At 62.6% G+C, this 26,575-nt stretch carries 24 protein-coding genes; 5 read left to right on the top strand and 19 right to left on the bottom strand.

Annotated elements, in window-relative coordinates; genetic code table 11:
* Positions 1-6: 6 nt before the first annotated feature.
* Positions 7-1,017 carry a class I SAM-dependent methyltransferase gene (locus tag GYH34_RS21200; RefSeq protein ID WP_161915530.1) on the bottom strand — a complete coding sequence of 337 codons (1,011 nt, stop codon included), beginning with the start codon at positions 1,015-1,017 and terminating at the stop codon, positions 7-9.
* Positions 1,018-1,215: 198 nt separating this feature from the next.
* Here GYH34_RS21200 and GYH34_RS21195 point away from each other — a divergent pair, with 198 nt between their 5' ends.
* The 4 genes from GYH34_RS21195 to GYH34_RS21180 all read left to right on the top strand — a co-directional run bounded on the left by GYH34_RS21195 (position 1,216) and on the right by GYH34_RS21180 (position 5,683).
* Entirely contained in the window at positions 1,216-2,751 is a 1,536-nt protein-coding gene (locus GYH34_RS21195) for an ATP-binding protein (RefSeq protein ID WP_161915529.1), read from the top strand.
* Positions 2,748-3,437, top strand: a complete 690-nt coding sequence (locus tag GYH34_RS21190) for a response regulator transcription factor (RefSeq protein WP_161915528.1) — start codon at positions 2,748-2,750, stop codon at positions 3,435-3,437. Before GYH34_RS21195 ends, GYH34_RS21190 begins: the two co-directional genes overlap by 4 nt.
* Before the next feature lie 360 nt (positions 3,438-3,797).
* Positions 3,798-5,060: an IS256 family transposase gene (locus GYH34_RS21185; RefSeq protein ID WP_161915589.1), complete on the top strand. Its 1,263-nt coding sequence runs from the start codon at positions 3,798-3,800 to the stop codon at positions 5,058-5,060.
* A gap of 185 nt (positions 5,061-5,245) precedes the next feature.
* Positions 5,246-5,683, top strand: a complete 438-nt coding sequence (locus GYH34_RS21180) for a hypothetical protein (RefSeq protein ID WP_161914410.1) — start codon at positions 5,246-5,248, stop codon at positions 5,681-5,683.
* Between the two features lie 7 nt (positions 5,684-5,690).
* On the opposite strand, the gene GYH34_RS21175 is transcribed toward GYH34_RS21180, so the two are convergent.
* The 17 genes from GYH34_RS21175 to GYH34_RS21095 form a co-directional block, all read right to left on the bottom strand.
* Positions 5,691-7,253: an IS66 family transposase gene (locus tag GYH34_RS21175; protein WP_161915093.1), complete on the bottom strand. Its 1,563-nt coding sequence runs from the start codon at positions 7,251-7,253 to the stop codon at positions 5,691-5,693.
* A gap of 50 nt (positions 7,254-7,303) precedes the next feature.
* Complete coding sequence (gene tnpB, locus GYH34_RS21170) at positions 7,304-7,660, bottom strand: IS66 family insertion sequence element accessory protein TnpB (protein ID WP_161914411.1); 357 nt, start codon at positions 7,658-7,660, stop codon at positions 7,304-7,306.
* On the bottom strand, positions 7,657-8,085 hold the full coding sequence (locus GYH34_RS21165; RefSeq protein WP_244635151.1) for a transposase: 429 nt from the start codon (positions 8,083-8,085) through the stop codon (positions 7,657-7,659). Before GYH34_RS21165 ends, tnpB begins: the two co-directional genes overlap by 4 nt.
* Before the next feature lie 419 nt (positions 8,086-8,504).
* The gene (locus GYH34_RS21160; RefSeq protein WP_161915527.1) at positions 8,505-10,232 is read right to left on the bottom strand and encodes a hypothetical protein; all 1,728 of its coding nucleotides are present in this window, start codon (positions 10,230-10,232) and stop codon (positions 8,505-8,507) included.
* Between the two features lie 29 nt (positions 10,233-10,261).
* Positions 10,262-11,341 (bottom strand): chemotaxis response regulator protein-glutamate methylesterase, encoded by a 1,080-nt coding sequence (locus GYH34_RS21155; protein WP_161915526.1) that lies wholly within the window; start codon positions 11,339-11,341, stop codon positions 10,262-10,264.
* Positions 11,338-12,243 (bottom strand): CheR family methyltransferase, encoded by a 906-nt coding sequence (locus GYH34_RS21150; RefSeq protein ID WP_161915525.1) that lies wholly within the window; start codon positions 12,241-12,243, stop codon positions 11,338-11,340. The genes GYH34_RS21155 and GYH34_RS21150 overlap by 4 nt, the downstream gene beginning before the upstream one ends.
* A gap of 6 nt (positions 12,244-12,249) precedes the next feature.
* The gene (locus GYH34_RS21145; protein WP_161915524.1) at positions 12,250-12,735 is read right to left on the bottom strand and encodes a chemotaxis protein CheW; all 486 of its coding nucleotides are present in this window, start codon (positions 12,733-12,735) and stop codon (positions 12,250-12,252) included.
* 87 nt (positions 12,736-12,822) lie between these two features.
* On the bottom strand, positions 12,823-15,039 hold the full coding sequence (locus GYH34_RS21140) for a methyl-accepting chemotaxis protein (protein WP_161915523.1): 2,217 nt from the start codon (positions 15,037-15,039) through the stop codon (positions 12,823-12,825).
* Between the two features lie 84 nt (positions 15,040-15,123).
* A complete protein-coding gene (locus GYH34_RS21135) occupies positions 15,124-17,220 on the bottom strand; it encodes a methyl-accepting chemotaxis protein (RefSeq protein WP_161915522.1) in 2,097 nt (698 codons plus the stop codon).
* A 34-nt stretch (positions 17,221-17,254) separates the two neighbouring features.
* Complete coding sequence (locus GYH34_RS21130; RefSeq protein WP_161915588.1) at positions 17,255-17,704, bottom strand: chemotaxis protein CheW; 450 nt, start codon at positions 17,702-17,704, stop codon at positions 17,255-17,257.
* The gene (locus GYH34_RS21125) at positions 17,704-19,683 is read right to left on the bottom strand and encodes a chemotaxis protein CheA (RefSeq protein WP_161915521.1); all 1,980 of its coding nucleotides are present in this window, start codon (positions 19,681-19,683) and stop codon (positions 17,704-17,706) included. Before GYH34_RS21125 ends, GYH34_RS21130 begins: the two co-directional genes overlap by 1 nt.
* 59 nt (positions 19,684-19,742) lie before the next feature.
* Positions 19,743-20,108, bottom strand: a complete 366-nt coding sequence (locus GYH34_RS21120; protein WP_161915520.1) for a response regulator — start codon at positions 20,106-20,108, stop codon at positions 19,743-19,745.
* Between the two features lie 119 nt (positions 20,109-20,227).
* The gene (locus GYH34_RS21115; RefSeq protein WP_161915519.1) at positions 20,228-20,530 is read right to left on the bottom strand and encodes an STAS domain-containing protein; all 303 of its coding nucleotides are present in this window, start codon (positions 20,528-20,530) and stop codon (positions 20,228-20,230) included.
* A gap of 1,185 nt (positions 20,531-21,715) precedes the next feature.
* Positions 21,716-22,849 carry a site-specific integrase gene (locus GYH34_RS21110; protein WP_161915518.1) on the bottom strand — a complete coding sequence of 378 codons (1,134 nt, stop codon included), beginning with the start codon at positions 22,847-22,849 and terminating at the stop codon, positions 21,716-21,718.
* Complete coding sequence (locus tag GYH34_RS21105; protein ID WP_161915517.1) at positions 22,846-23,262, bottom strand: type II toxin-antitoxin system VapC family toxin; 417 nt, start codon at positions 23,260-23,262, stop codon at positions 22,846-22,848. Before GYH34_RS21105 ends, GYH34_RS21110 begins: the two co-directional genes overlap by 4 nt.
* On the bottom strand, positions 23,262-23,504 hold the full coding sequence (locus tag GYH34_RS21100) for a type II toxin-antitoxin system Phd/YefM family antitoxin (protein ID WP_161915516.1): 243 nt from the start codon (positions 23,502-23,504) through the stop codon (positions 23,262-23,264). The genes GYH34_RS21105 and GYH34_RS21100 overlap by 1 nt, the downstream gene beginning before the upstream one ends.
* A gap of 26 nt (positions 23,505-23,530) precedes the next feature.
* The gene (locus tag GYH34_RS21095) at positions 23,531-23,749 is read right to left on the bottom strand and encodes a hypothetical protein (protein WP_161915515.1); all 219 of its coding nucleotides are present in this window, start codon (positions 23,747-23,749) and stop codon (positions 23,531-23,533) included.
* Positions 23,750-23,979: 230 nt separating this feature from the next.
* Between GYH34_RS21095 and GYH34_RS21090 the strand changes: the two genes are divergently transcribed.
* The gene (locus GYH34_RS21090; RefSeq protein WP_161915514.1) at positions 23,980-24,216 is read left to right on the top strand and encodes a transposase; all 237 of its coding nucleotides are present in this window, start codon (positions 23,980-23,982) and stop codon (positions 24,214-24,216) included.
* A gap of 244 nt (positions 24,217-24,460) precedes the next feature.
* Here the strand turns inward: GYH34_RS21090 and GYH34_RS21085 are convergent, their stop codons facing one another.
* Positions 24,461-26,482 carry an EAL domain-containing protein gene (locus GYH34_RS21085; RefSeq protein WP_161915513.1) on the bottom strand — a complete coding sequence of 674 codons (2,022 nt, stop codon included), beginning with the start codon at positions 26,480-26,482 and terminating at the stop codon, positions 24,461-24,463.
* Positions 26,483-26,575: the final 93 nt, after the last annotated feature.

Here is a 26,575-nt window from a genome sequence, read left to right as displayed (position 1 = left end):
GCCGTGTCAGGTCTGGGCCGTCGTGTAGAGCGAGTCATACGCCAACGACGCCGCGGTCGGGGGGGCATGGCGGGCCGCCGCTTCGTTCTTTCGAGACTGTGGGAGGCGCTGGCGGTCGCCGAGCGGAAGAGCGACGCCATATGTGAGCCAGACAATCTCGGACAAAGTGGTGGCGGCGACCGACTCTTCGGGTCGCGACACGAAGAGTTCCGCATGCAGAAGGCCGTCCGCCTCTCTGCCCGTCGGATCGACGCCGCGTGCATCGAGCATCGAGATCGTTTGTTCCTGTTCGGTCCAATCGCGGAACCGGCGCTGCACGAAGGTCGCGCTGTTGAGCTTTTCGGTCACGAGCGCATGGCGCGCGAGCCCTCGAGCGATCTTGTCGTAATCGAACATCCGAAGCACGAAGGAGGCGATCCAGGGCTTTTCGTGTGACTGCCCGCTCGCCTCCATGACTTTCTCGAACGTCGCATGCGTGATGTAGCCGACGCAACCCGTCGAGATCACCAAGTCGGCGCGGGCAATGAGCGAACGCGTGCGGTCATCGAGCGGCTCAGTCTCGAGATCAGTTGCCGCGCCGTCGTTGAGCAGGCCAGCCTCGAGCGCGTATGCGATGGCCTCGGAGGATATATCGAGTCCTATGAATTGCACGTCCGTCCGCGCCGGCCAGCCGGAATAGAAGCGACCATCGTACTCTGCGACCTGGTCGGGCGACAGGGCTTGTACGGATGGAGACAAATAGCGTTCGCGCAACTGCCGCAGGGTGATGTCATGGCGCAACAAGGCCGCATTCACGCCGTATGAGCAGCCGATATCGAGAACGGTGATGGGTCGCCCACGTTCGATGACGCACCGCTCGACCAATTGTGCGAAGATCGGACATGCGACTTCTGGAATCACGTAATCCAAGGCGCCCAACACTTCGTAGTAGGCGCGTGGATCTCGGCGCCGGTAGACGTCGTTGAAATCAGCCTTGATGGCGTTGATATCTGCAAAAGTCGCGGCGTCGTGACTCACGGTGATTCCCCTTGCGAAGAGCCGCTCGGTAACGCGGCGCGTCACGAATGTAGGAAACGGAGCGCAAGCAATGAAGTGTAAGGATTTTATAAAGACCGCAATCGGCCGAGACTCGTCCCGAGATGCGCAGATAAATGCTGCGCACAGGGGGCGATTACGTTAGAGTGGGAGGAGTGGAATATGCGAAGGCCCGATGCCATGCAACTGCTCGCCGCGGCGCGAAATTTCGTCGTCGATGACGATGCGGAGCGCCACCGCGGGGGACGATGGCGCTATTTTATCGCCGCTGCGCTCATCGTGGTGGCGACCTGCCTCGGCTATTTCTGGTCTTCGATGCCCGACTCGCGAAATCTCTCGCTGGTCTTCTTCGGGGCCATCCTTCTGGCGGGCATGTGGCTCGGCAAGAGCGCCGCGCTGTTCGCGGCCCTGCTGGCCTTCCTCAGCTACAATTTTTTTCTGATCGAGCCGCAGTTCTCATTGCAGTTCGCGCCAGCGGATTTTCTCGCCTTCGCCAGCTTTCTGATCGGCGCCGTTTTGGTGGGCGGCTTATCGGGGCGATTGAGCGATCGGGCGCGCGACGCCACCGATAGGCTTCGCGATTTGACAGTGCTGTTCGAAGCGAGCAGAGATCTCTCCCGCGCCGTCGCGCCCCAGGACGCAGCGGACCGCGTCGTTCGACATCTCGAACAAGGTGGATGCAGCGCCGCGATCTGGCTGGGCGACGTGGCTTCACTTCGTCTTGCATCGGTTTCCCTGGAGAGGCGCGACGTCGCGGCGCAATGGAGCCAGGAGATGGAAGCGTTTCTGGCGTCGAACCGGAAAGACGATGTGCGCGCGCATTGCTGGCTCTTGAGGCTCGAGACCGGCGAGCGCGTTCTCGGCGCCGTCGCGATATGGACAGCCGAGGGCGCGCGGACGATCACGCCGGATCAGCGCTGGATCGAGGCGGTCCTCGAACTGGGGGCGGTCGCGATCGATCGCGCGCGCCTCATTGCAGAAGTCGCCGATGCGACGATCGTGATGGAAAAGGAGGGATTGCGCACGGCGCTACTTTCGTCACTGTCGCATGACTTGCGCACGCCGATCTCGACCATCCTCGCGTCGGCAACGTCTCTGCAGGAGCACGACGGGCATTTTGACGCCGAGACCCGCAGAGAAATGCTCGAAACGATCCAAGACGAATCCGAACGTCTCAACCGCTATGTCGCGAATTTGCTCGAAATGACTCGGCTGGAATCCGGCGTCCTGCAAGTCCGGAGTGTCTTGATCGATCCCGGTGAAGCCTTGGCGTCGGCCCTGGAGCGAGTCGCGCCGCGGCTCAAGGGGCGCTGCGTCTCGAGAGCCTTTCATACAGCGGGCGAACGCATTTTCGTCGATCCCGTGCTTATCGAGCAGGCGCTGGTGAATTTACTGGAGAACGCGATCTCTCACACTCCGTCAGGGTCGACCATCCTGGTGAGCGCGGTGCGCGAACACGCGAATATCGTGTTGGCGGTCGAAGATGAGGGGCCAGGCATTCCCCAAGCGGATTTGGCGCGGGTATTCGACAAGTTCTTCCGCGGTCGTAGCGATCGACGTACGGGCGCGGGGGTGGGCCTCGGCTTGTCCGTGTCGCGCGGATTGGTCGAATCCTTCGGGGGGGACGTGCGCGCATTCAGTCCGGCCAACAGCGGCAGGGGCACGCGCATGGAAGTTCGCCTGCCGGTGCATCCTGCGATGGAGCCGGTCGAGTGAGCGACGCGGCTCCCCAAGTCCTGCTCGTAGACGACGAGCAGGCAATCGCACGCGTTCTGCACAAGGCGCTGACAGCGGCGGGCTACCGTATCGCGATCGCGGAGACGGGCGCGCAAGCGCTGAGCGTCGTGGCGCGGAACGCGCCTGAGCTCATCGTCCTTGATCTCGGTCTGCCGGACATGGATGGAAAGGATGTGATTGCTGCGCTGCGCGAGTGGACCGAGGCGCCGATCCTCGTGCTGTCGGCGCGGCATGATGAGGCAGAGCGTATCGCCGCCCTTGACGTCGGCGCCGACGACTTTGTCACCAAACCGTTCCACATGGGAGAATTGCAGGCGCGCCTGCGCGCAGCGCTTCGGCATCAGGCGCGCCGCCGCGCGGAGTCGACCGAGTATTCGTGCCGCGACTTGTCGATCGACTTCATCAAGCGGCGCGTCACCGTCTACGGAGAAGAGGTCAAGCTCACTCGCAAGGAATACGATCTGTTGCGGACTCTCGCGCAACATGCGGGGCAAGTTGTCACGCACAAGCAATTGCTGGCGGCGGGCTGGGGCGCCACGGTGACAGACACGCAATTCGTGCGGGTCTATGTTGGGCAATTGCGCCAGAAGATCGAGGAAGATCCGAGCGCGCCAAAGCTCATTCTGACCGAACCCGGCATCGGCTATCGCCTGCAGGACGAGTAATCGACAAATATGCGCTCGTCTACATGGCGCATGGCGAGCGGGCGCGATCGATAGCCCCGATGCCTCGATGATCGACGTCTTGCGGCCGTAGTCGATCATCCAGCGGGAAGCGAAAGCGTCGGCGAGCGTCGCGGGAACGCGCGGCAGAGAATCGACACGCGACTTCGAGGCGAAACGGCCGATCTCGATGCTGGAGACACGCAGGGCAATCAGGTTTTTCTGGCGCGGCCGCGTCGAGCGATATCGGCGTCGCCGCGCAAAATGGAGCTATACCGGAAAGTGGGTGATGACGGCGTGAGGAGAGCGGCGTAACGGGGTTGGTGTGCAGCCGACCCGAACCTCCAAGAGGAGCGTTACGCCATTAATGAGAATAGAGTTGTCGCCCTGCGCCAGGAAGGCGAAATCGACGATCCACTCACCGAAATTCTGCGGGCGGGGGCGAAGCGGCTCATCGCACAAGCCGTCGAAGCGGAGTTCGAGGCGTTTCTCGACGCCCACGCCGATCTCGCGCTGCCGGACGGGCGGCGGCGGGTCGTTCGCCACGGGCGCGAGCCGGCGCGCATGATCCAGACCGGCATCGGCCCCGTCGAGGTGGAAAAGCCGAAAGCGCGCGACCGCGGAGCGCCAAACGCCGAGACGCGCATCCGCTACGCCTCGTCGATCCTACCGCAATGGGCTCGACGGACGAAGAGCCTGGACGCGCTGCTGCCGGCCCTCTATCTCGCCGGCGTCTCCACCGGCGACTTTCAGGATGTGCTGACAGCCTTGCTCGGCAAGGACGCCCCCAATCTCTCGCCGGCGGTGATCTCGCGGCTGAAAGGCGAGTGGGAGGAGGACTATAGCCGCTGGCAGACGAGGGATTTGGCGACGAGGCGCTATGTCTATTTGTGGGCCGACGGCGTCTATCTGCAAGCCCGCATGGAGCCGCAGGCGGAATGCATGCTGGTTCTGATCGGCGCGACGCCGGAGGGCAAGAAGGAGCTTGTCGGCTTTCAGACGGGCATGCGCGAGAGCGCGCAGAACTGGAAGGAGCTGCTCGTCGACTTGAAGAATCGCGGCCTGGTGGTCGCGCCGGAGATCGCCATCGGCGACGGCGCGCTCGGCTTCTGGAAGGCTCTCGACGAGGCGTTCCCGAAGACGCGCCACCAGCGCTGCTGGGTGCACAAGACGTTGAACATCCTGGACAAGCTGCCGAAGTCCGTTCAACCGAACGCCCACAGAGACCTGCGCGAGATCTGGCAAGCGCCGAGCCGCGCGGCGGCCGAGGCGGCGATGACGACCTTCGCCGAGAAATATGCGCCGAAATATCAGAAGGCCGTCGATTGCCTGCTGAAGGATCGTGACACGCTGCTGACCTTCTTCGACTTTCCTGCCGAGCATTTCGTGCATCTGCGAACGTCGAACCCGATCGAGAGCGTGTTTTCGACGGTGCGTCATCGCACGGTGCGCGTGAAAGGCGCGCTCTCACAGGACACGGCGCGCCTCATGGTGTTCAAGCTCGTGATGGCGGCGTCGAAAAATTGGCGTCGGCTGAAAGGGCAAAATCAGTTGCCGAAACTCATCCAAGGCGTCACATTCCGTGACGGAATCGAGATCGCCTGCGAAGCCAAAACCGCCGCTTGATCCGCCCCGTCACCTAAAATCCGGCATAGCTCTTCACAAGAGCTACACGCGAAAGGAGCCGCCGAAGGTCGCCGGCCAACGGTAAGCGGTGCGGCCGTGCCACACCGATCGGCTGTGGACGGCGGGTGCTGGGCAGTTGACGTCTGATCGGAGGGATGGCGTCGTGCTTTTGAGGAGCGACGCCGATGACGATCGAGGACCAGCTTCGAGAGCGGTTGCGGAAGGTGGAGGCGCTGCATTTCGGCGCGACGAGCGCGGGAGAGCGCGAGGCGGCCAGCGCGGCGGCCGATCGGCTGAGGGCGAAGCTCGATGAGGCGGCGCGCAGCGATCCTCCCGTCGAGATGAAGTTCAGCCTCCCGGACGAATGGTCGGTGCGCTTGTTTGTCGCTCTATGCCGACGCTACGGCGTGCGCCCATTCCGCTATTCGCGGCAACGCCGCACGACGATCATGGTGAGGGTGCCGCGGCGCTTTTTCGACGCCGTCGTGTGGCGGCAATTTTCCGATCTGCACACGGACCTTTGGATCTATTTCGAGCAGACGACGGAGCGGCTGATCAAAGAGTCGATCTGCTCCGATACGAGGGACGCGGAGACGGCGAGCGAGCCGAGCCTGTTGCGTTGATGGCGGATCATGCCGCCGCTTCGGCCTGGTCACGCGCAGCTTTCCAGTTCCACACGAGAAGCTCGGCGAGCCGATTGTTGGTGGTCGCGCCGGAGACCATGCGCTCCAGCACATCCGCGAGCCATGTCTCTGGATCGACGCCATTGAGCCGCGCCGTCTGAATCAGCGTCGATAGGATCGCCCATGTTTCGGCGCCGCCATTGTCGCCGGCGAAAAGCGAGTTGCGCTTGCCGATCGCGATCGATCGAATGGGGCGCTCCACGATATTGGTGTCCGGCTCGATGCGGCCATCGTCATGAAAGCGCGTCAATCCGCTCCAATGCGCGAGCGTATAGTTTATCGCCTTGATCAGCGGCGAGATTTGCGACAGCCCGTCGCGCACGGCGATCAAGCGGGCGTGGAGCGCCTCCATGATCGGCTTTGTCTCGGCCTGCCGAACCGCGCGCCGCTCATCGGCGCTTTTGCCGCGAATGCGCTTCTCGATCGCATAGACCAGCGCGATCGTCTCGATGACCTCTTTGGCGAATGGCGAGTTCGTCGTTTTGAACACCGCGACGAACTTGCGGCGCGCATGCGCGAGGCAGAAAGCGAGTGTGACGCGGCTTTCGGCGCCCGAGTCCTTGACCAGCGCCTTGTAGGCGGCGTAGCCGTCGACCTGCAAGATTCCGGTAAAGCCGGAAAGCTGCGACGCGATCTCCTTCTTGCTGCGGCCGTCCGCGAACACATAGGCGACGGCCGGCGGAGCCGGTCCCGCCCAGGGGCGGTCATCGGTCGCATGCGCCCAGAACTGTCGGAGCTTCACATGTCCGGACGCGAGCACAGGCATCGGCGTCTCGTCGCAGAAGAGCCGCGGATAGCGATGCATCACCTCCAATTGCAGATCGTAGAGCCCCTTCAGCATCCAGGCCGTCTGCTTCATCCAGCGCGCCAGCGTCTGCCGATCGAGGACGACGCCCAGGCCGGCGAGGATGGCGGTCTGACGATAGAGGGTCGAGAGCCAGCCATATTTGGCGACAGCGATATGAGCGACGAGCGTCGTCGAGACCATGCCGCCTTCGATCAACTGCGCCGGCGCCGGCGCCTGCACGACCGCGCTTTCGCAAGCCCGGCATGCATATTTGGGACGGATCGTGCGCAAGACGCGCAGCACGGCCGGCACACGGTCGAGCACTTCGCTCACATCCTCGCCGATGCGATGCATCCGTCCTTTGCAGCAGGGACACCGCGTTGTCGTCGGTTCTATGACGCGCTCGCAGCGGGGAAGGTGCTCGGGCAGCTTCCCGATATTGCGCCCGGCCTTTTTGCACGGCTTCTTCGCGGCTTCCTCGGACGCCGGAATGTCGTCGTTCGTCGCCGCCGTCTTCCGCGTCTCTTCGTCTCGATTATCCGAAAGGTCGAGCGCGAGCTGTTCGGCGCCCAGCCTGGACAAGCGCTCGGAGCGCGCGCCGAAAATCAGGGCTTTCAGCGTCACGATCGTCGTCTTCAGCGTCTCGTTTTCCGCTTCGAGCGCGAGCGCCAGCTCCGTCAGCAGAGCCGGGTCCGATGGAAGGGGCGTGGAGCGAAGCGCCATGACATGAATGTACCACCGCGCTCGCTGACGCTCCAGCGAATACAGCAATATCACGCAGTCTTGTTCGGCCTCTTCACCGCCTTCGGCGTCATGCGCGACCATTCGGAGAAGCCGTCGAACAACATCGCGAACTGCGTCGGCGTCAGAGACACCACACCGTCTTGTGCTGGCGGCCAGGCGAAGCCGCTATCCTCCAGCCATTTCGTCGCCAGAACTGTTCCCGAGCCGTCGAATAGCAAAAACTTCAAGCGGTCCTTGCGCTTGGCGCGGAACACATACACGTCACCACTGTAAGGATTGCATCTTAAATCCTCCGCCACCAGTGCGACGAGTCCATGCACACCTTTGCGGAAATCGACCGGCCGCGTCGATACGAACACACGTCGCTGCGCGCCGACGGAGATCATCGCGAACGACGCAGCGCCGAAATCACTGCGTTGACCGTCGCGCTGTCCGCGCCCATCGGCACACGGACCGTCGCATCGGCCATCGAGACCTCGATCGTACATGACACGACAGAGACCGCATCTCGCTCCTCGACGATTGCGGCCGCATTCTGCGGGCGCTCCTCGACACATCTCACGCGCACCGCAGCGAACAGCGATTCATGCTCGGACGTGCTTCGCGCCTCCCAGGCCTGCCGACGCCAGACGGTCAGCAGTCCACGGCTTACGCCATTGCGCCGAGCGACGTCCGAAATGTTGGCGTTCGGCTCCGCGCTTTCCGCGACGATCCTGGCTTTTTCCTCGGACGTCCAACTGCGCCGGCGCCGGCCGCCGGTGATCAGCTCCACCCGTTGATAAGTCCTGCCTTCATGCATGGCATCAAGCATGGAATGATCCATCGCCCAACCCTCCTCATGACCAAATCACTTGAAGAGGATCGCGCGGCGCTCAAACTTTTTCGAGGTGGGACGCTCGCACCGCTTACGGCCAACGCGGCACACCGACCGTGGCGGGGGTGCTGGCGGTTCCTGGATCCCATGAGGAGAACGGACGCTCGTCCCCGATGTTCTTGGCCCGGAAGGTGAGGCTGTATCGACTGTCGTCGGTGCGGATGCCGACGCCAGAGTTCCCGATCGCGTAGCTTCCTTGCCAATATTGCGGCGATCGATCTGCGCGAGCGCGACGCCGGTGGCCGACGCCATTGCAATTGGAATGCCCGTCGTCGCTGGCAATCCGTGCCCGACCACGTCCGCGCGAGCGTTCTCCGTCTGGACGAAACCGGCATGCACGAATGCCGATCGCTCCGTCAAGCAAACAAAATATCGTCGAGCCCCGCATCGAGCGAACTCGACGAAACCAGACCGTCGTCATCGGACGGCTCACAGAACCGCCTATGCACGCTTCGCTCTCCATCCATCGTGTAGAGCGACCATAAAGAGTCCAGGAAGCCGTTAGTAGACCCCCTGATCGACACGTCTGGAACGCTTCGCGCGATGCCGTCGAGTTTACGCCCTGCGCCGCGCAGGACTGAGCAGAGCACCTCTTGAGGCGCGAGGTCGCAAGCGGAATATCCAAGAAAACCGTTCACCTTCTCGACATCGGACAGCAGGGACGCGAAGGCGCGGTCGAGACGAAGGGCGATATCGTCGAAACTATCGAGCGCCGTGGAAAGCTCAGCTTCGAAATCGTCCATGCCGACTAGGCTGGCTCGACGAACTTCGAGCCCATGCGCGAGGGCGATCGCTCGCGACAATGACGGCATGAGCGTTTCTGCATCCGCCGAGATCTGCTTCGCATAGCTGCGCAATTGTTCGGCAATCACGCAGAGCCCCAGGCCATCGGAGCCGAAATGCCGCGACTTCAACGCCGCATTGATGCCGACCAGCGTCATTTGCTTGACCGCCTCGTTGAGCGACGCCATTCGCTCCTGAAGCGAAATCAACGTCCGCAACGCCGACGCCTTCGCGTTGTCGACGGAGGCGGAAGCCGCCGCGCATTCGCGCATCAGCCTTTTCGAGGTGGCCAGCTTTTCCTTCAAAATATCGAGGAACGAACCCCGCGCGCCGTTGCCGGCGCTGCAAATTTGCTTTCCTTCCTCGCCGATCGCCGCGCAATCCTGCGCCAATCGCTCGAGCGCTTCACGGATCTGCCGAACGCCATCTTCGAATCCCTCCGAAGCAGCATCGATCTGAGCCGACTCCAGTAGCAGAACCGACCGCGCCATCGCGTGATCCACATCGGAGAACTCGCCGGCGACGCCTGATTTCGACGGCAATGTCGAACGCAGCAATCGCAGCGCCGAGACGACGTGCTCCACCCTTTGCCGCGTATTGTCCCCGATCTGCAATGCGACGATAGCGGAACCGATCGAGGCGGAGATCTGCATCGAGCGCTCGCCAATCCCCGAGGCGATCGCCGCCGCTTGCCGTCGACGATCGTCGACCACGCCAAAGGCGTTCAACAGTTCCTGCGCAATCGACACCATTTTGTCGCGATGCGTCGATTCGAATTGCGCCTGTTCCGTGCAAGCTACTTCGAGCAAGCGGGTCAGATTGGCCTGCGCTGAGCTATGCATTTCGACGGTGTCCTGAGCCGTCTTGACCGTACGCGCCATCTCGATCGAAAAAATCGAAATGTCCTCCTCGTTCCTGTCGATGCGCGCCGCCTCGATCTTCGCGTTGAGCGTCAAGATCGTCATTGTGCGCGCGCCGCTCTGCAGACGGCCGAGTCCCCCAGAGATCTCCCGATTGACCGCCAAGAGCTCCGCGAGCGCCGAACGTTCGCTCACCAGAGCCGCACTCATCGAATCGATCGCTCCCGCGATTTTCGTCAGCCGGTCCGCTGCATTCCGCATATCGTCGTTTTCGAGACTCGTCGACAAAGTTTCGAAGGTCGTTGTGAGCGTCGCAAAATTCGTGATCGCGTCACCCAAGCCCGCGCCGATCGTCGCAAAGGTGCGCTCGCTATCCTGGAAAACATCATCGAGCGAGTCGGCGACGCGGTCGACAGTCGCAATGGAAGAAGCGAAACTCATGCCCATATCCATCTCTATTGCGCAATGCGTCAGATCGCGTGCTCGGCGAGCAGAATTTCGTGAGCGATCGCATCGAGCGAAACGACTTTGTCCACCGCGCCTAGCGCGATCGCTTCCTTAGGCATGCCGAATACCACGCAGCTCTTCTCGTCCTGCGCGAACGTGCGCGCTCCCGCCTGCTTCATCTCGAGCAGTCCTTTCGCGCCATCATCACCCATTCCAGTCATGATCACGCCTGTCGCATTGCCGCCGGCGCATTGCGCCGCTGAGCGAAACAGCACGTCCACCGAGGGCCGGTGACGCGAAACGAGCGGACCATCCTTGATCGCGACGTGATAGCGAGATCCGACGCGTTGCAAGAGCATGTGTCTATTTCCGGGCGCGATCAGAACGCGCCCCGCTTCCAAGACGTCGCCTTCCTCGGCTTCTTTTACTTCGACCCGGCACAGGCCGTCGAGCCGCCGCGCGAAGGCGGCCGTGAAATGCTCCGGCATATGCTGAACGACGACCATTCCAGGAGCATGCGCCGGCAGAACTTCCAGGATTTCACGCAGAGATTCCGTGCCGCCGGTCGAAGTCCCGATGCAGACGATCTTCTCGGTCGGACGATGTATCGTCCGCAAAGACGGCGGAGGAAGCATGACGTCCGCTGAGAGCTTTCGCTCGATCGTGCGGACGCTGCGAGTCGCGCCGCGACGTTTGGAGTGAGCAGCGGCGCGAACCGCATCAGAGACGCGCACACGCGCTTCCACGAGGAATTGCTTGGTCGCGACATGCGGCTTCGCGATGACATCGACCGCGCCGGCCTCCATTGCGTCCATCAAGGTCTTCGATCCGCCCTCGGTCAAGCCCGAGCAGATGATGACGGGCATTGGCCGCTGCGACATGATCTTACGCAGGAATGTGATTCCATCCATGCGCGGCATTTCGACATCGAGGATGATCACATCCGGAATTTCCGCTTGGATGCGCCGCGCCGCAGCATATGCGTCCGACGCCGTTCCCATCACCTCTATGTCCGGCTCCGCGTCGAGAATTTCACTCAGAGTCTGGCGAACCGACGCCGAATCGTCGACGATGAGCACGCGAATTTTCTTCGGCTCTATCATGTGCGACCCACTTCTTTTCGAAAGACTGTCGACGCGATCTGCCGCATAGACGCCTGCTTTCCCCCGGCCATCGACTCGGAGTGGCCGAGGAACAGAAAACCGCCGGGCCGCAAATGCCGACAGAGATTCGCCACCACCGCCTGTTGCGTCGGCGACGAGAAATAGATGAGGACATTGCGACAGAAGATCACGTCGATATCCTCGTCGATCGGATATGTCGCGTCCATCAAATTGAGGCGTTGGAAGCGAACGAGCCGACGCAACTCCGGCACGATCCGTACCTCCCGCCGCGCAGAATTGCGCGACGACATCACATAGCGCTCACGCATCGCCTTTGGCGTCGGCGCGAGCATATCCTCCGGGTAGATCGCGGCCTGCGCCTGCGCCAACGCCGTCGAACATATGTCGGTGCCGAGAATTCGGAAACCGAAATGCTCGGCAGCCGAAAGATCAGCCAGCACCATGGCGAGCGTATAGGCCTCGGCTCCGATCGACGCCGCTGCGCTCCAGAACTTGAAGACACGCTCGTTCCGGCGCCGCGCTCCGTCGAGCAAATGTGGCATGACCACCCGCGTCAGAATTTCAAAGTGCTCGGGCTCCCTGAAGAAATCCGTCTTATTGGTGGTCACGCAGTCGATGAGATGCATGTTCTCGCCGCCGAGTTCGTCCCGATCGAGGACCAGCGCGACATATTCGTCGAGATTTGCCACTCCGAGCGCTTTCACCCGTCGCCGCAAACGACCCTCGACCATCGTGCGTTTGGTGGGAGGCAATCGAATTCCGACTTCTCGCTCAATATAGGCGGCGAGGTCTCGAAAATGACGATCGCTCATCGCATCGAGTCTTATCGCGGATGACGTGGCTTCCGTGAGCTTTCTTTCTGGGGCGGCCGACAAGACCATTCTCCATCAAGCGGCGCGCTGCGCGAAGGCGACCGCGGCGAGCGCCGCGTCGTCCTCCGCGAGCAAACGGGGCAAATCGAAAATGACGATGAAGCCGCCATTCCGACGTCCGATTCCGGCGATACATTCGGCGCGCCAGCGACCGCCGACCTGCGGAGGTGGATCAATCTGATCGCGATCCAGTTCCGTTACCTCGATAACGCAATCGACGAGCAAACCCAGCGATAGCTCATTGCCGTCGAGCGGGACATTTGCGACGATGAGCCGCGTCGCATGCGTCGCATGCGCCGATGGGAATCCGAGCTTGGCCCGAAGATCGATGATCGGCACGGCCGCTCCACGCACATCGATCATGCCGAGCACGAAGGCCGGCGCCTGCGGCAATCTGGTGATTTGGCGAAAATCGAGGATTTCGCGCACCAGCGCGACGGGTATGCCGAAGACCTCTCCATCGAGGCCCAAGGTCACGAATTGTGCTGCGTCCTGAGTCATTTTGAAAGTCCTCGTGTCGAGGCGAACCCAAATCACGGGCGTCGAGAGCGCGCTCTCTCGGAGAGGAGAGCGCGCGCCCGTTTTCGATCATCCACGCCGGAATTCGGCATCCATCGCATCCTCTCCGCCGGAGAGGTCGAGCACGAATCCACCCGAGCCCGTTCCCTTGACCGAAAGCTTCCCGGGACGCTGACGCGCCTTTTCGGGGTTCGCGCGATGCGCGAGTTCAGCGGCGGCAGACATCGCCTTTTCGCGTAGTCGGCGAACCGGTGGATGCGCCCCGCTGCGCGCCGTAAGCGCTGCGGCCGGGGTATCGCCGAGGCGGAAATAGGCGATCGTCTCCTGCAGTTGCTCCGCTTGACTCGATAGCTCTTCCGAGGTCGCGGAGACTTCCTCCGACGAACTCGCATTCTGCTGCGTCACCTTGTCGAGCTGCTGGATAGCCTGATTGATCTGCCCGGCGCCGGTGTCCTGCTCTCGGCACGCCGAGGTGATCTCTTCCACGAGCGAAGCGGTGCGGCGGATATCGGGGACGAGTTTCGTCAGCATTTCGCCGGCCTCGCGCGCCGCCTTCACCGTATCGGTCGACAGCACGCCGATCTCCGCCGCGGCCGTCTGGCTGCGTTCGGCCAGCTTGCGAACCTCGGAGGCGACGACAGCAAAGCCTTTGCCGTGCTCCCCGGCGCGCGCCGCCTCGACGGCGGCATTGAGCGCGAGCAGATCGGTCTGTCTGGCGATCTCCTGCACGATGCCGATCTTGTCGGCGATCGTCTGCATCGCCGTTACGGCGCGGTCGACGGCCTCGCCGCTCGCTTCGGCGTTACGCGCCGATTGATGCGCGATCGTCTCGGTCTGGTTGGCGTTGTCGGCGTTCTGCTTGATGTTGGAGGCCATCTCCTCCATGGAAGCGGAAGCTTCCTCGGCCGAAGAGGCCTGCTCGGTCGCGCCCTGCGAGAGCTGCTCGGCGGAAGCCGAGAGCTCCTGGGCGCCGGCCGCGACATTGCTCGCGGCATTCGTGGCCTTCACGATGATCTCGCGCAGATTTTCGACCATTCGCTGGAGTGCTATCCCGAGCGTATCCTTGTCGGACAGCGGCTTGGCTTCAACCGTGAGATCGCCGGCAGCGATCTTGTCGGCGATCACCGCCGTCGCATTTAGATTAGCGGTCATCGCATTCAGCGCCTTGATGAGGTCAGCGACCTCGTCATCGGTTTTCACGGCGATCGTCTCGCTCAGATCGCCGATCGCCACGGCGTTGGCGAGGCCCACGGCGCGGGCGAGTCCACGGCTGATGTTCAAGCCGATCCACACGGCCGCCCCGAACGCTACGACGAGCGAAGCGGCGAGCACCAGCATCAGCAGCACGCGCGCCTGCTCATAGTCGGTCTGCGCCTGGGCTTTGCCTTCCGCCAGACGATCCGTCTGATACGAGAGATAGTCGTCGAGTCCCCTGAGCATCTCCGCCGACAGCTTCGCTCCCTCGCCCCGCGAGAGATCGCTGGCGACGACATTGCCGCCCTCCCGCACCAGAACGATCGTTCGATCGCAGATCTTCAGCCAGCGGTCGAAAGCCGCGACGAATTGGTCGAACTGCGGCGCCATGCCGAGCTTCGTCCCCTTGGCGCGGAACGCCTCGACGCCGGCGCGCAGAGTTGCGGCTTCCGCCTGCAGAGATTTGAACCGCGGTTCGAGCTCCACTATATTCGAGACGGAAATATAGCGGTTGATGTCGCCACGCATCCGTTCCATTTCCGTGCGCAGCCGCGTGAGCTCCAGGTCGACGGCCGCGCTGCCCGTCGCTTTGAACGTCTGTTCGGCGAGCCTGTCGAGCGCGGACTTCGCCTCCTGGCCCGCGATCTCTCCCTCTCCGGAAAAAAGGGCGTTGGCCTTGTTATTGGAGTTCTGGTTGGCGGCGGCGAGCGTCTTGTCCTGCACGACGGCTCGCCGCTCTGCAGCCGATTTGAAGCGATCCAGAATCTCCTTGCCGTGTGCATGTGTGCCCAGGTAGGCTTCATCGCGGAGTGTGAGCATTTGCCGCTGCTTCTTCACGGCGTCTTCCGCCCAACGAGCGGTCTCTTCATCGGTCGTGGCGAGAATGGCGTTCTTCTCGGAACGAATGCTGTCGAGCGCCGCGACCTTCATGTCTTCCGCCAACGTCAACCGCTTGACGCGACCGTTCACGATCACGTCGACATTCTCGTTGAGCGCGGCGAGCTTCACATACGAAACTGCTCCCGCCACCGCCGAGAGCGCGATGACGACGCCGAAGGCGGTCGCGAGCTTTGCTTTGACTGTATAACGCATCGATTGACCCTGTCGCTTCTGCAAGGGACACTATGGTTCTTTCCATGGCTCCCGACGGAATGCCGGAAGCAATTCCTGGAATGCTCACCCGCGCCGGAATTCCGCATCCAGCTCGTCCTCTCCGTGCGAGAGATCGAGGACGAAGCCGCCCGTCCCCGTGGCTTTCATCGCCGGTCTCGCGGACCGCGGTCTGGCGCGGTCGGCTGTCGAACGATGAGCGAGTTCGGCGGCGGCTGACATCGCCTTGTCGCGCAATTGGCGAACCGGAGGCTGCGTCGCCCCGCGCCCTGCGATCGAGGCGTTCGAGTCATCGCCGAGACGGAAGAAGGCGATCGTCGCCTGCAGCTGCTCGGCCTGGCTCGATAGCTCCTCCGAGGTCGCGGACACTTCCTCCGACGAGCTCGCATTCTGCTGCGTCACCTTGTCGAGCTGCTGGATCGCCTGGTTGATCTGCGCCGCGCCGGCGTCCTGCTCACGGCAGGCCGAGGTGATCTCTTCCACGAGCGAAGCGGTGCGGCGGATATCGGGGACGAGTTTCGTCAGCATTTCGCCGGCCTCGCGCGCCGCCTTCACCGTATCGGTCGACAGCACGCCGATCTCCGCCGCGGCCGTCTGGCTGCGTTCGGCCAGCTTGCGAACCTCGGAGGCGACGACAGCAAAGCCTTTGCCGTGCTCCCCGGCGCGCGCCGCCTCGACGGCGGCATTGAGCGCGAGCAGATCGGTCTGTCTGGCGATCTCCTGCACGATGCCGATCTTGTCGGCGATCGTCTGCATCGCCGTTACGGCGCGGTCGACGGCCTCGCCGCTCGCTTCGGCGTTACGCGCCGATTGATGCGCGATCGTCTCGGTCTGGTTGGCGTTGTCGGCGTTCTGCTTGATGTTGGAGGCCATCTCCTCCATGGAAGCGGAAGCTTCCTCGGCCGAAGAGGCCTGCTCGGTCGCGCCCTGCGAGAGCTGCTCGGCGGAAGCCGAAAGCTCCTGTGCGCCGGATGCGACATTGTGGGCGGCATTGGACGTCTTGGCGATGATCTCGCGCAAATTGACGACCATCGTCTTCAGCGCATTGATGAGATCGCCGATCTCGTCATTGGCCTCGGCCTCGATATCGCGGGTCAGGTCGCCACTCGCGACGGCTTCGGCGAGGCCGACCGCGCGGCCGAGGCCGCGACTGATCGAATAGCCGATCCAGACCGCTGCGCCCACTGCGACGACGACGGAGCCGGCCAGCACCGCGATGAGCAGCATTCGTGCCTGCTCGTAATCGGAGTCGGCCTTGGCTTTGGCGTCGGCGAGCTGATCATGCTGCCATTTGATATATTCGTCTGCGATCTTCATGAGCTCGCCTGTGAGCTTCGCGCCCTCTCCACGTGTCAGGCTCGCTGCGATGACATTCCCGCCGTCATGCGCGATCGCGATCACGCGGTCGACGATCTTTGCCCAGCGATCGAATGATGCGTAGAATGCGTCGAAGGGAAGAGATGCGCCGATCTTCACGGCCCTCGCCTTATAGGTGTCGACGCTCGCGTTCAGAGCGGCAACTTTTTCCTTCAGCGGCTTGAGCTTCGCCTCGAGATCGACCATTTCCGAAGAGCCGATGAGGCCGAGCACATCGATAACGATGCGCTTCGCATTGCTGTCGATGCGCTCCAGATCCAACGCATAACCGCCAATGCTGTTGTCGAGCAGCTGCTTGGTCAATCGCGCGATCGTCCCGTCCAGCTCCTGCATCGCGATCGCGCCCTCGCCATCGAGAAGCACGAGCGCCTTGTTGTTGGAATTCAGCCGTGCGCCATTCAAAATCTTGTCCTGGATCGCGTCCTTGCGATCGGCGGCGCCCTTCAACTTGTCGAGGATCTCCTTTCCATGGGCGTTCGCGCTGGCGAAGAGCTCATCGCGCAGCGCATTCCCCGTTCGCCTCTCCTTCTGCGCGTCCTCGACCCATCGCGCCGTCTCTTCGTCGCTCGGCGCGAGCACGGCGTTCTTTTCCGCGCGAAGGCCCATCAGCATATGGCCTTTGAGCTCCTCGGTCATCTCCAGCCGCTTCACTCGCTCGCTGACGATCTTCTCGATATTTTCGTTCAGCGCTGAGAGCTTGGTCAGCGACACCGCTCCGGCCGCCGCCGAGAGAAGGATCACCACGCCGAAGGCGGCGGTGAGCTTGGCTTTGACTGTGTACCGCATTGAACGTTCCTTGCCCTGCGCGATTGGCGCGACCTCAGTTGAAGATGCGCTCGATGTCCGGAACGACGAGGAAGTCGTCCTTCCATCGGCCGATGTGTTTCACGAGCTCGGGCCGCCAGCGCATGCCGATGCGCGGCGCCGGCCCGAGCGAGGCGCGCGGCAGCTCGGCGACCTCATAGACCTTATCGGCGACGATCCCGACGACGGTCGGCTCGCCGTCGAGATCGATCTCGATGACGACGAATCGCGTGTCGGCGGTTGCCGGTTCGACCTCCATTCCAAAACGCGGGCGCAGATCGGCCATCGGCACGACCTTGCCGCGCACATTGATGAGACCGCGCACGAAATCGCGCGCGCCCGGCACTTCGGTCACGGGCGCCGGATCGAGAATTTCGCGCACGCTCTCGGCGTCGATCGCGAAAATTTCGCCGCCGACGCCCAGCATGAGGCACTGCCTGCTTTCGAGCAACGCCGCATCCGTCATCATGCCGCCTCCATCTCTTTGACTTTGCGCTGCTCGTCATGCGCCTGGCCGAGATCGACGAGGTGCGGAATGTCGAAAATGAGGGCCACGGCGCCGTCGCCGAGGATCGTGGCGCCTGAGAACGAGGGAACGTCTGCGTGCAACTTGGAGAGCGACTTGATCACCGTCTGATGACTGCCGATGATCTGGTCCACGACGAGACCGACGCGTTGGTCGCCAAATGAGACGATGACGACCTTTTGATGCGGATCCGGCGGACTTCTCGTCGCGAAGAATTCTCGCAGTCGCAGGAACGGCACGAGCTCGCCGCGGATATTGAGGAAGCTACGTCCCCTCGAGCCGGCCTCTCCGGCCGCGCTGAGTTCGACGCACTCCTCGACGGACGACAGAGGAATGACGTAACGACCATCGCCGACGCGCACCAGCAGACCCTCGATGATCGCCAGTGTCAGCGGCAAGCGCAGTGTGACCTCGGCGCCCTCTCCATATTTGCTCGTCACGTCGATCGCGCCGCGTAGAGCTTCGATCGCCCGCTTGACCACATCCATGCCGACGCCGCGTCCCGAGAGCTTGGTGATCGCCTGCGCCGTTGAGAAGCCGGGGTGGAAGATGAGCTGATGAATCTCGGCGTCAGTCATCGTCGCGTCTTCGGCGATGAGGCCGTTGGCGACCGCTTTGGCGCGGATACGCGCCACATCGAGCCCGCGCCCATCGTCAGAGACGGTGATCAGCACCTCCGCGCCGGAATGGCTGGCGGCGAGTCGGATGCGTCCGGTCGACGGCTTGCCGGCGGCGACGCGGCTATTGGCGTCCTCTAGTCCGTGGTCGAGCGCATTGCGAATGAGATGCACGAGTGGGTCGGCGAGGCGTTCAATCATCGTCTTGTCGAGCTCGGTCTCCTCGCCCGACATCACCAGATCGACGGGCTTGCCGAGTTCGCTCGAGAGATCGTGGATGAGCCGACGATAGCGACCGAACAGCGAGCCGATCGGCACCATGCGAATACCCATGGTGACGTCGCGAAGATTGGCGGCCAGCCGCTCGATCTCTTCGGCGATCGATTTGATGTCGAGGCTCGCTGCGCCTGCGAGCTGCGACAAGCGCGCCTGTGCGATGACGAGCTCGCCGACGCGATCCATCAGCTCGTCGACTTTTTCCGCTTGCACGCGCACTGTCCCCGCGCCGCGTCCGTCGCTGTCCGAGCCGCGGCGCATGGGCGCCTGGGCGCCTTCCACCGGCGCGGGGAGCGCCTCTTCAGCCGGTTGGGGCGCTTGCTCTTCGAAACGTTCGATCTCGAGACGCATTTCGTCTAGCACGAAGATGAAGACGTCCTCGATGGCTGAGCGAGGCTGATCGGTGACGAGCGTCGCCTCCCAGGTGAAATAGCAAATCTGCGGATCGAGCGCTTCGAGCGGCGGAACGGCGTCCGCGCAGACGCTGAGCCGCAAGTCGCCGAGCGTGCGCAATTCGTCGATGAGCAGCAGTGGATTGGTTCCATTGACGAGCACACGTTGGTCGAAGGAAAAGCGAATATGCCAAGTAGCGCGCTCCGTGCTCGGCTGCGCGCCGGCCACATCGGCGGCCGCAGGCGTCTCGACGCTCGCGGAATCCGCGCCTTCGACGACCTGCCGCAGTCGTTCGAGAATGCGGCCGCCATATGCCTCGTCGGCCGCTTCAGGCTCCTCGATCTGGATGCGAACATGGTCCTTGGCGAGCAGCGCGACGGCGACGAGCTCGGGGCTCGGCGAGGCGCGACCTTTGCGCACCTGGTCGAACGCCGTCTCGAAATTGTGAACGAAGGCGGACACCTTCTGAAAGCCGAACATCGCGCCCGATCCCTTGAGCGTGTGCAGGGCGCGGAAGGCGCTATCGATCAGTTCTTTGTCGGATGGCATTTTCTCGAGATCGAGCAGCGCCTGTTCGAGCTGCTCCAGGAGTTCGTCGGCTTCCTCGCGAAAGGTCTTGTCTGCGTCGTTCATCAGATTCGTCCATCAGATATGGTTTGACGCGATCAGCGGCCACGGCTCGTCCGGCGCGGTCAGGTCCCGATCAATTTCTTGACGACGGTGAGAAGCTGCTCCTGGCTGAACGGCTTGGTGATCCAGCCCGTCGCGCCGGCGGCTTTCGCTTCCTGCTTCAAGGAGGCGTCTGATTCCGTGCTCAGGAACACGATCGGCACGCCGCTATAGGCAGGAAGCTTACGCAGCTCACGAATGAAGGTCAGCCCGTCCATGACGGGCATATTGAGGTCGGTGATGACCATATTGGCTTGATCGCCGCGCGCTGCGCCGAGAGCCTCGCGGCCGTCCTTGGCCTCGATCACGCCATAACCCGCGACTGTGAGAACTGCGCGCACCATTTGGCGGACGCTCACCGAGTCGTCGACCGTCAGAATCTTTTTCATGGTTCATGATCCTTGGAATGGCGGAGGAACCGCTAGGCCGCCGCGGCGCCGCGATAGCCGTGTCGACGCCCGACAGAGGCGCCGCGACGATTATCGAAGGCGTCGTCGGAATTGCTGCTTCACTGCTCTGGCGACGGAGTGGTGATGATGTCTTCGGCGACGAAGCCGGCGCGCCTCGAGGTCTCGGCGACGAGCGAGTCCATTGCCGCCGAAATTCGCACGCTTCGTCCTCGCTCCATCGCGGTTCGGCGGCTCGCGATCAACAGTTGGATAAAGGTCAGATCGATCTCGGATGCTCCCGAGCAATCGATCACGACGTCATCGCACCGGTCGATAGCCGCCAGCATCGCCTCACGGATTCCGGTCGACTCCGATATTGTGAGCTTGCCGACACAATCGACGATAGCTGGGTCTCTCGACATGTATTCACGGCCTCCATCTTGCGAACGTGATGATTATATGAAGGCTAATTTAATGGAATATGAAAGTGCTATCGACATAGATTCAATTTGATCTAATATAGAAAGCGCATTCTATTAATCTTAGCGCTTCATAAATTTCCTATATATTGCCACTACATGCGAACTGATACTATATACTATCATAATAGCTGGCACACTATTCGCACAGGCGAATAGCGCGCGATTTCGTTGTTATCGAAATCGCTCGTCGCGTAGCAGTATCGTTCGTTTTCGTCGGAGGCGAAGCCCGCTCGACTGAAGCCGTGACGCGGTCGCCAGACGACCGGATTCAAGAACGAGCGGAGACTTTGCCGCGGAAGCGCGGCGCCGAATAGGACATGCGGACTCCGAAACTAGAACGACGCGCGCAGAGGCGCCTGTGAGGCGGCTGGGGTGAGACAGGCCGGAGTATAACCGGCTCGACGGTGAAGGCGTCATGCCTCGGATTTCAATCCGATCCGCACCGTCGTCTAACTTCATGAACCGTCGAGTTCACGAACGCCGCCCCATTTCGAAGTCGCGGGCAGCCTAGTGACGCTAAACTCCGCCAAAATCCTTCTCGAAACATTAACAGCCCCCGAGCGCCCGACGAAAAACCCAAGGGCCGAGCTTCGCGAGAAGCTCCACTCGCCGACTGTAACAGGATGACCCGCCAGCGCAGCGCCTGCCTTTGCCAGGGGAGGGCGCCAACACATCGGTCGAATATTGGCGCCGCGACCGCCCCCTCAACCGTCAGTGGGACGGTCTTGACGCGGGCGAAGAGCGAGCGCCGACCCGCGCGGCTGCTATCGACGGGACGGCGCCCGATAGGTGCGGGTCGGCGGCGGTCACGGCGCAGATTCTGTGTCGGTCGCGCGTGCGCTGCTGGAAAATTTCGCCGAACGGGGCGTTATGGAACTTCGCGCGAACGTCTGGAAGCCGCGCCTTCATCCTGTTGCGCGGGAAGGCGAACGGGAAGGCGCGACCTGATCCACCCCCCTTGCGGCGGCGTGTCTAAATGTCCGGGAATGAAAACGGGAGAGCGTCGACTCACACGTCGAGGCGAACGCGACCTCGAAACTTTTTGCCTCCAGGTGGCATGATCTGCCTCCTCGAATCGTCATAAGAGAAGTGGCCTTCCTCCGACTTTCCACGCTCGATCCGATGTCACCCGAGACGCGCCGCTCTGCCTCGCGCGATTTCACCCTCGTTGTAATACCGCGCCGCCTGCTGCATGGAGCGATGCCGCGATTGCTGCATGGCCTCCTGCAGCGGCACGCCGGCGCGCGCCGCTTCGGTGAGATATCCAGAGCGCAGCCCGTGCGCCGAGAAATCCTTAGGATCGAGTCCGGCCGCGACGCAGCGGCTCTTGATCACGGCGTTGACGCTCTGCGGATCGAGCGCGGCGGCGCCGATGTTTCCCCATTTGTCGATCGGGCGAAACACCGGGCCCGCCGCGATCTTCGCGAAAACAAGCCAGGCGCGGAGCGCTTCGACCGGCCGGCCGACGGCCAGCACGCTCTCGCCGGCGTCGGCCGCGGCGGTTTTCGCGCGACACAATCGGATCGCCACGACCGGGAGCTTCCCGCCCTCGGGCGCTTCCGGATCGGCGGAAACCGGCTCCAGGTTCTCGATATCCTCGAATTCGAGCTTTGCGACTTCCGAGCGGCGGCGTCCGCCCGAACCGAAGGCGAGCAGCAGCAGCGCGCGGTCCCGGACGTCGAGCGCCCCGCCGCGTCCGCAGGTCGCGAGCAGCCGGTCGAGAACGTCGCGCGTGATCGCCGAAGCGCTCTTGCGCGCCCGGGGCCGATCGGCGGCGCGGACGGCGAGACGCAGCGCGTTCCGAATCGACGGACTCCCGAACGGCCCCTCGAGGCCGCGCCAGCGATGCAGACTCGACCACAGCGCGAGGCGGCGTCTCACCGTCGCCGGCGCGTGCGGCCCGGCGGTTCTCAGGCGGCCATCGGCGCGCAGCGTCGCGGCGACCGCCTCCGGCATCCCGTGCTCGGCGTTTCTCTCGCGCTCCGCCGCATCGAAGAGATGATGGGCGATGAACCGCAGCACCATGGCCTCCGACGCCGGCCAGACGAGCGGCGCGCCGGTCGAGGCGCGCGCCCAGGCCTCGAGATAGGCGAGATCACTCGCCAGCGCCCGGAGCGAATTCGGCCCCGTCCCGGCTTTGGCCAGATGCGTCAGCGTGTCGATCTCTGCGGCGGTCAGCGTCTCGGCCAGACGATCCCGCGCGGCGAGCGGCAGAAAACCGGCGAGCGCGTCGATCGCGAAATCGTCGCCGATCGTCATGACGCCCCCAGCGGCCCGAGGACGATGACACTCTCGGCGCGCGCGGCGGCCGCGAGTTTTTTGTCGAGAGTCGCCAGCGGCAGCTGTTCGACGACGGCGAGCGCGAGATAGCTCGCGTCGTAACCGGACAGCCCATGCCGTCCGGCGAGCGTGATGACGAGCCGATCGTTGACCGTCCCCTCGTCGATGATCGGAAAGCTGCGCAGCTGCGCCATCGTCGCCGTCGCTTCGCCGGGCGCGAGACGACCACGCCGTTCGGCCATGACGAACAGATTGCGCGTTTCGAACCAGAACAGCGACGGCGCCCGGCCTGGATTCTTGTCGAGTTCCGCCATGACGCGGTCGGCCGCGTCATTCTGCTCGTCGGGCAGGAACCAGGCGGCGGCGAGCGAAGCGTCGACGACGAGCGCCATCAGAACCGGCGCCCCTCATCACGCCAGGCGAGCAATTCCTCTGCTGTTGTTTTGGCGCGTTTGGCGCGGGCGGCTTTCACCTCGGCGACGAGCGCGGCAAAATCCCCGGCCTTGGGAACGCGCGTGAGGCGCGCGATCGGCTCGTGCCCGCGGGCGATGACCACCTCTTCGCCGGCTTCGACCTTCGCGAGCAGTTCGGAGAGCCGGGTTTTGGCTTCGCCGACTTTGACGGTGAGCGACATGTTCGACCCCTTACCAATTCCCGTGGTCAGTAGCGATGACCTTCGTGGCGCCAAGCGAGAATTTCCTCGCGCGTGACGGGTTTGATCTCGCCGCTGTCGCGCAGCGCCAATATCGCATCGATGGCCGCGCGACGACGCGCCTGCTCTTCGGCGGAGAGGTCTCGCGCCAAGGAGCGGGAGGGCGTTCGGTCGGCCGAGGGGATCCTCCTCGAGGCGGAGTTCTCGTCATCGGACGCGGGCGACATGAGGACCTCTCGCACGGGACGGCCGGCGCTGTTTCCGGCGCGGCGACGCTCCAGCGCTGATTACGGGCAGTTTCGGCTATTCCCCTCTTTTGGTCAAGCATTGGTTTTATGATAATCGATAAGAGGTACTTATCGATTGTTATTGCCCGAACGCGGCTCCGACACCACGGCAGGCCGACGGTGATTTGCGCCTCGCGCTTTAGACGCTATCTGTAAATCGGATCCCATTCTTGACCCCTTTTCAGAATCTGGTGTTCGCAAAATCAATCGCTTATGTGCTTGACCCCACGCCGATCGGCGTCGTGCCCCCGCGCCGATTTACTGACGCCGTCAGGAACGCGATCGCCGAACCATGGAGCAGTGGTCAGGCCGAAGGCCAGATCAACCGATTGAAAACTCTCAAGCGTGCCATGTTCGGCCGCGCGGGCATCGAATTGTTGCGGGCACGAATGCTACCAATCCAATAAATCCATCTCCCCGGAAAGTGACGAAGACCCCCTAACCGGAGAATCGCCGGTGGCCGCCGCAAGCCGCTCGCTCGCTACGGCGCTATGAAAAGCGCGCGTCGCGAGCGGCTTGCTCCCGAGCTGCTACACCACCGGTGGGGGCACGACCCGACGCCGTGAAAATCAACCCAAGTCGTGGCGGGGCTGTTGATCGGCGACGGGTCTCGAGGCCGATCGCCTTAGCCAAGCTTGCGACGGAACCACCTCACGAACCAGTCATTTCGGCGTAGTTCGACGCTCGATCTTCGGGAAAGATGACACCTCGTCGCAACAGTTGCGCAGCCTCCGACGCGGGCACAGGGCGACTGAAGTAAAAACCTTGAACGCTCTGACATCCCGCCCGAACGAGGAAATCGAGTTGCCCGACAGTTTCGACGCCCTCGGCGAGCATTTCACACCCGAACTCTTGCACGAGGCCGATCGTGGCGCGAACGATGGTCGCGCTGACCGGATCGTGCGGCAGTCCGCGCACAAATTGCTGTGCGATCTTGATTCGGTTCACACGATAGGTGAGCAGATATTCGAGCGAGGAGTATCCGGTGCCGAAATCATCAATAGCGATGCGAACGCCCAAGGCGCGAATTCGGTCGATTGCCGTCGTCTCTCCACGGGAGGATTGCATGAGAACCGATTCCGTCAGCTCGATCTCGATCGTTCCGGGATCGAGATCATACATCTCGAGCTCACGTGCGAGATCGGACTCGAACCGCGACGCCGTGAAGAGCTGGGCGGCCGAGACATTGACGCCGACGATCGGCGGACAGACACCGAGATCGCGCCAGAGTCGGGCTTGGCGACAAACACTCGCGAGCGCCCATGCGCCGATCGGCGTGATGAGGCCCGTCCGTTCGGCGAGCGGTATGAAAGCACCCGGTCCCAGCAGCCCGCGACTCGGATGATTCCATCTTAGCAGCGCCTCAACGCCGATGATCCGTCCAGACGGCCACTCGATCTCCGGCTGATAATGGAGTTCGAACTCCTCCCTTTCGAGCGCCGAGTTGAGTTCCTCGAACAGGGTCACGCGCTCGTGCACAGCGCGGTCGTGCGCCTCCGAATAGAAGCGACGCTGATTATATCCTGCAGACTTTGCTTCATAGAGCGCGAGATCGGCGCGCCTCAGCAATTCTTCAGGTGCGACGATAGTCGCTCCGAATATCGAAACACCGATGCTCACTGAGACGTGGACTTGCTTTCCCATAATCGTGAACGGCGCCGCCACAGAACGGATTATTTTTTCCGCGACCTCATCGACCGCCTCTCGGCGCGCGGCGTCCTTCATGAAAATCCCGAATTCATCGCCGCCGATGCGCGCGATCGAGGCCGTATTATGTATAGCCTGGCCGATTCGCTCTGCGGCGGCCCGTAGCAGTTCGTCTCCGAACGAATGACCGAGCGTCTCGTTCACTTCCTTGAAGCGATCCAGATCGAGATACAGAACAGCGAATGACGCGCCGTCTTTTTCTCCACCACGAAACGCTTCCGTCACCCATTCCTTGAAAGTCTCACGATTGGGCAGCCCCGTCAGGAGATCGGTGCGCATCGCGCGCGCCATTTCCTGCTCGGCCTTTTTACGAACCTCGATTTGTTTTTCGAGATCGGCGGCGAGCGCGGCCTGCGTAAGCTCGCGTCGCGCCAACGATACTATCCAACGATTGGCGCGCACGCCCAATAGCAGAAGCGCCATGACAAAAGCCGCGGACATGAGGCCCATCGTACCGGACGTGGGCTCCGGTCGGGCGAAAAAAGCCAAAATGGCCGGCATGGCCGTCGGCGCTCCAAATCCGAGCATAGCCGGCAGAAACGCCGCGTCGATCGTCACGGAGCCCGCGATCATGCCGCCCAACACGAAGGCGATGAAGACATGAAATGATGGATCGTTGGTGAGCAGGAGGATTGATGCAGACAACCCCCATAGGCAACCCGTCGCCGTTGCCCCGGCAGTGAAGCGCAACGCCCAGCGGCGCGCGGTATCGTTCGGCTGCGGCTCGCTCTTGTAGAGCCATGAATTATAGAGCCGCAAAGAGACGACAACGGTCAGCGAGCCCACCCATAGAAGCAATACCCATCTCGGGTAAAAACCCTGCGCTACCCAAGCGGTGAGAACCGCATTGAGCAGATTGACCGGCAATACCGCTGTGCTTCCATAAAGGACGCGAACCTGTTCGCTCAGCACCGCCCGATCGAGCTCTCTGGGATCGGCGACCTGCGCCCGCTCTTCGTACGTCATTCGTCCTCCACCAATTAGACCGCCCCCTCCAAAATCGTCATTTGCCAGGCGAATCCTCGTCGAGGAATCGAAAGGCGCTCGTCGAGCGCACGC

It is taken from the genome of Methylosinus sp. C49, from assembly GCF_009936375.1.
Lineage (GTDB): Bacteria > Pseudomonadota > Alphaproteobacteria > Rhizobiales > Beijerinckiaceae > Methylosinus.
Note: the sequence above shows the minus strand (reverse complement) of the source record. Positions and strands in the feature narration are given on the sequence as shown.

What these genes read in the sequence shown, in the direction of transcription:
- GYH34_RS21085 (WP_161915513.1), bottom strand. Translation starts at nt 26,482, where the DNA reads ATGACGTACGAAGAGCGGGCGCAGGTCGCCGATCCCAGAGAGCTCGAT.
- GYH34_RS21130 (WP_161915588.1), bottom strand. Translation starts at nt 17,704, where the DNA reads ATGACGGATGCGGCGTTGCTCGAAAGCAGGCAGTGCCTCATGCTGGGC.
- GYH34_RS21155 (WP_161915526.1), bottom strand. Translation starts at nt 11,341, where the DNA reads ATGATAGAGCCGAAGAAAATTCGCGTGCTCATCGTCGACGATTCGGCG.
- GYH34_RS21100 (WP_161915516.1), bottom strand. Translation starts at nt 23,504, where the DNA reads ATGTCGCTCACCGTCAAAGTCGGCGAAGCCAAAACCCGGCTCTCCGAA.
- GYH34_RS21160 (WP_161915527.1), bottom strand. Translation starts at nt 10,232, where the DNA reads ATGAGTTTCGCTTCTTCCATTGCGACTGTCGACCGCGTCGCCGACTCG.
- GYH34_RS21140 (WP_161915523.1), bottom strand. Translation starts at nt 15,039, where the DNA reads ATGCGTTATACAGTCAAAGCAAAGCTCGCGACCGCCTTCGGCGTCGTC.
- tnpB (WP_161914411.1), bottom strand. Translation starts at nt 7,660, where the DNA reads ATGATCTCCGTCGGCGCGCAGCGACGTGTGTTCGTATCGACGCGGCCG.
- GYH34_RS21120 (WP_161915520.1), bottom strand. Translation starts at nt 20,108, where the DNA reads ATGAAAAAGATTCTGACGGTCGACGACTCGGTGAGCGTCCGCCAAATG.
- GYH34_RS21125 (WP_161915521.1), bottom strand. Translation starts at nt 19,683, where the DNA reads ATGAACGACGCAGACAAGACCTTTCGCGAGGAAGCCGACGAACTCCTG.
- GYH34_RS21195 (WP_161915529.1), top strand. Translation starts at nt 1,216, where the DNA reads ATGCAACTGCTCGCCGCGGCGCGAAATTTCGTCGTCGATGACGATGCG.
- GYH34_RS21145 (WP_161915524.1), bottom strand. Translation starts at nt 12,735, where the DNA reads ATGACTCAGGACGCAGCACAATTCGTGACCTTGGGCCTCGATGGAGAG.
- GYH34_RS21115 (WP_161915519.1), bottom strand. Translation starts at nt 20,530, where the DNA reads ATGTCGAGAGACCCAGCTATCGTCGATTGTGTCGGCAAGCTCACAATA.
- GYH34_RS21150 (WP_161915525.1), bottom strand. Translation starts at nt 12,243, where the DNA reads ATGGTCTTGTCGGCCGCCCCAGAAAGAAAGCTCACGGAAGCCACGTCA.
- GYH34_RS21095 (WP_161915515.1), bottom strand. Translation starts at nt 23,749, where the DNA reads ATGTCGCCCGCGTCCGATGACGAGAACTCCGCCTCGAGGAGGATCCCC.
- GYH34_RS21110 (WP_161915518.1), bottom strand. Translation starts at nt 22,849, where the DNA reads ATGACGATCGGCGACGATTTCGCGATCGACGCGCTCGCCGGTTTTCTG.
- GYH34_RS21105 (WP_161915517.1), bottom strand. Translation starts at nt 23,262, where the DNA reads ATGGCGCTCGTCGTCGACGCTTCGCTCGCCGCCGCCTGGTTCCTGCCC.
- GYH34_RS21175 (WP_161915093.1), bottom strand. Translation starts at nt 7,253, where the DNA reads ATGGCGCTTCGCTCCACGCCCCTTCCATCGGACCCGGCTCTGCTGACG.
- GYH34_RS21135 (WP_161915522.1), bottom strand. Translation starts at nt 17,220, where the DNA reads ATGCGGTACACAGTCAAAGCCAAGCTCACCGCCGCCTTCGGCGTGGTG.
- GYH34_RS21180 (WP_161914410.1), top strand. Translation starts at nt 5,246, where the DNA reads ATGACGATCGAGGACCAGCTTCGAGAGCGGTTGCGGAAGGTGGAGGCG.
- GYH34_RS21165 (WP_244635151.1), bottom strand. Translation starts at nt 8,085, where the DNA reads ATGCTTGATGCCATGCATGAAGGCAGGACTTATCAACGGGTGGAGCTG.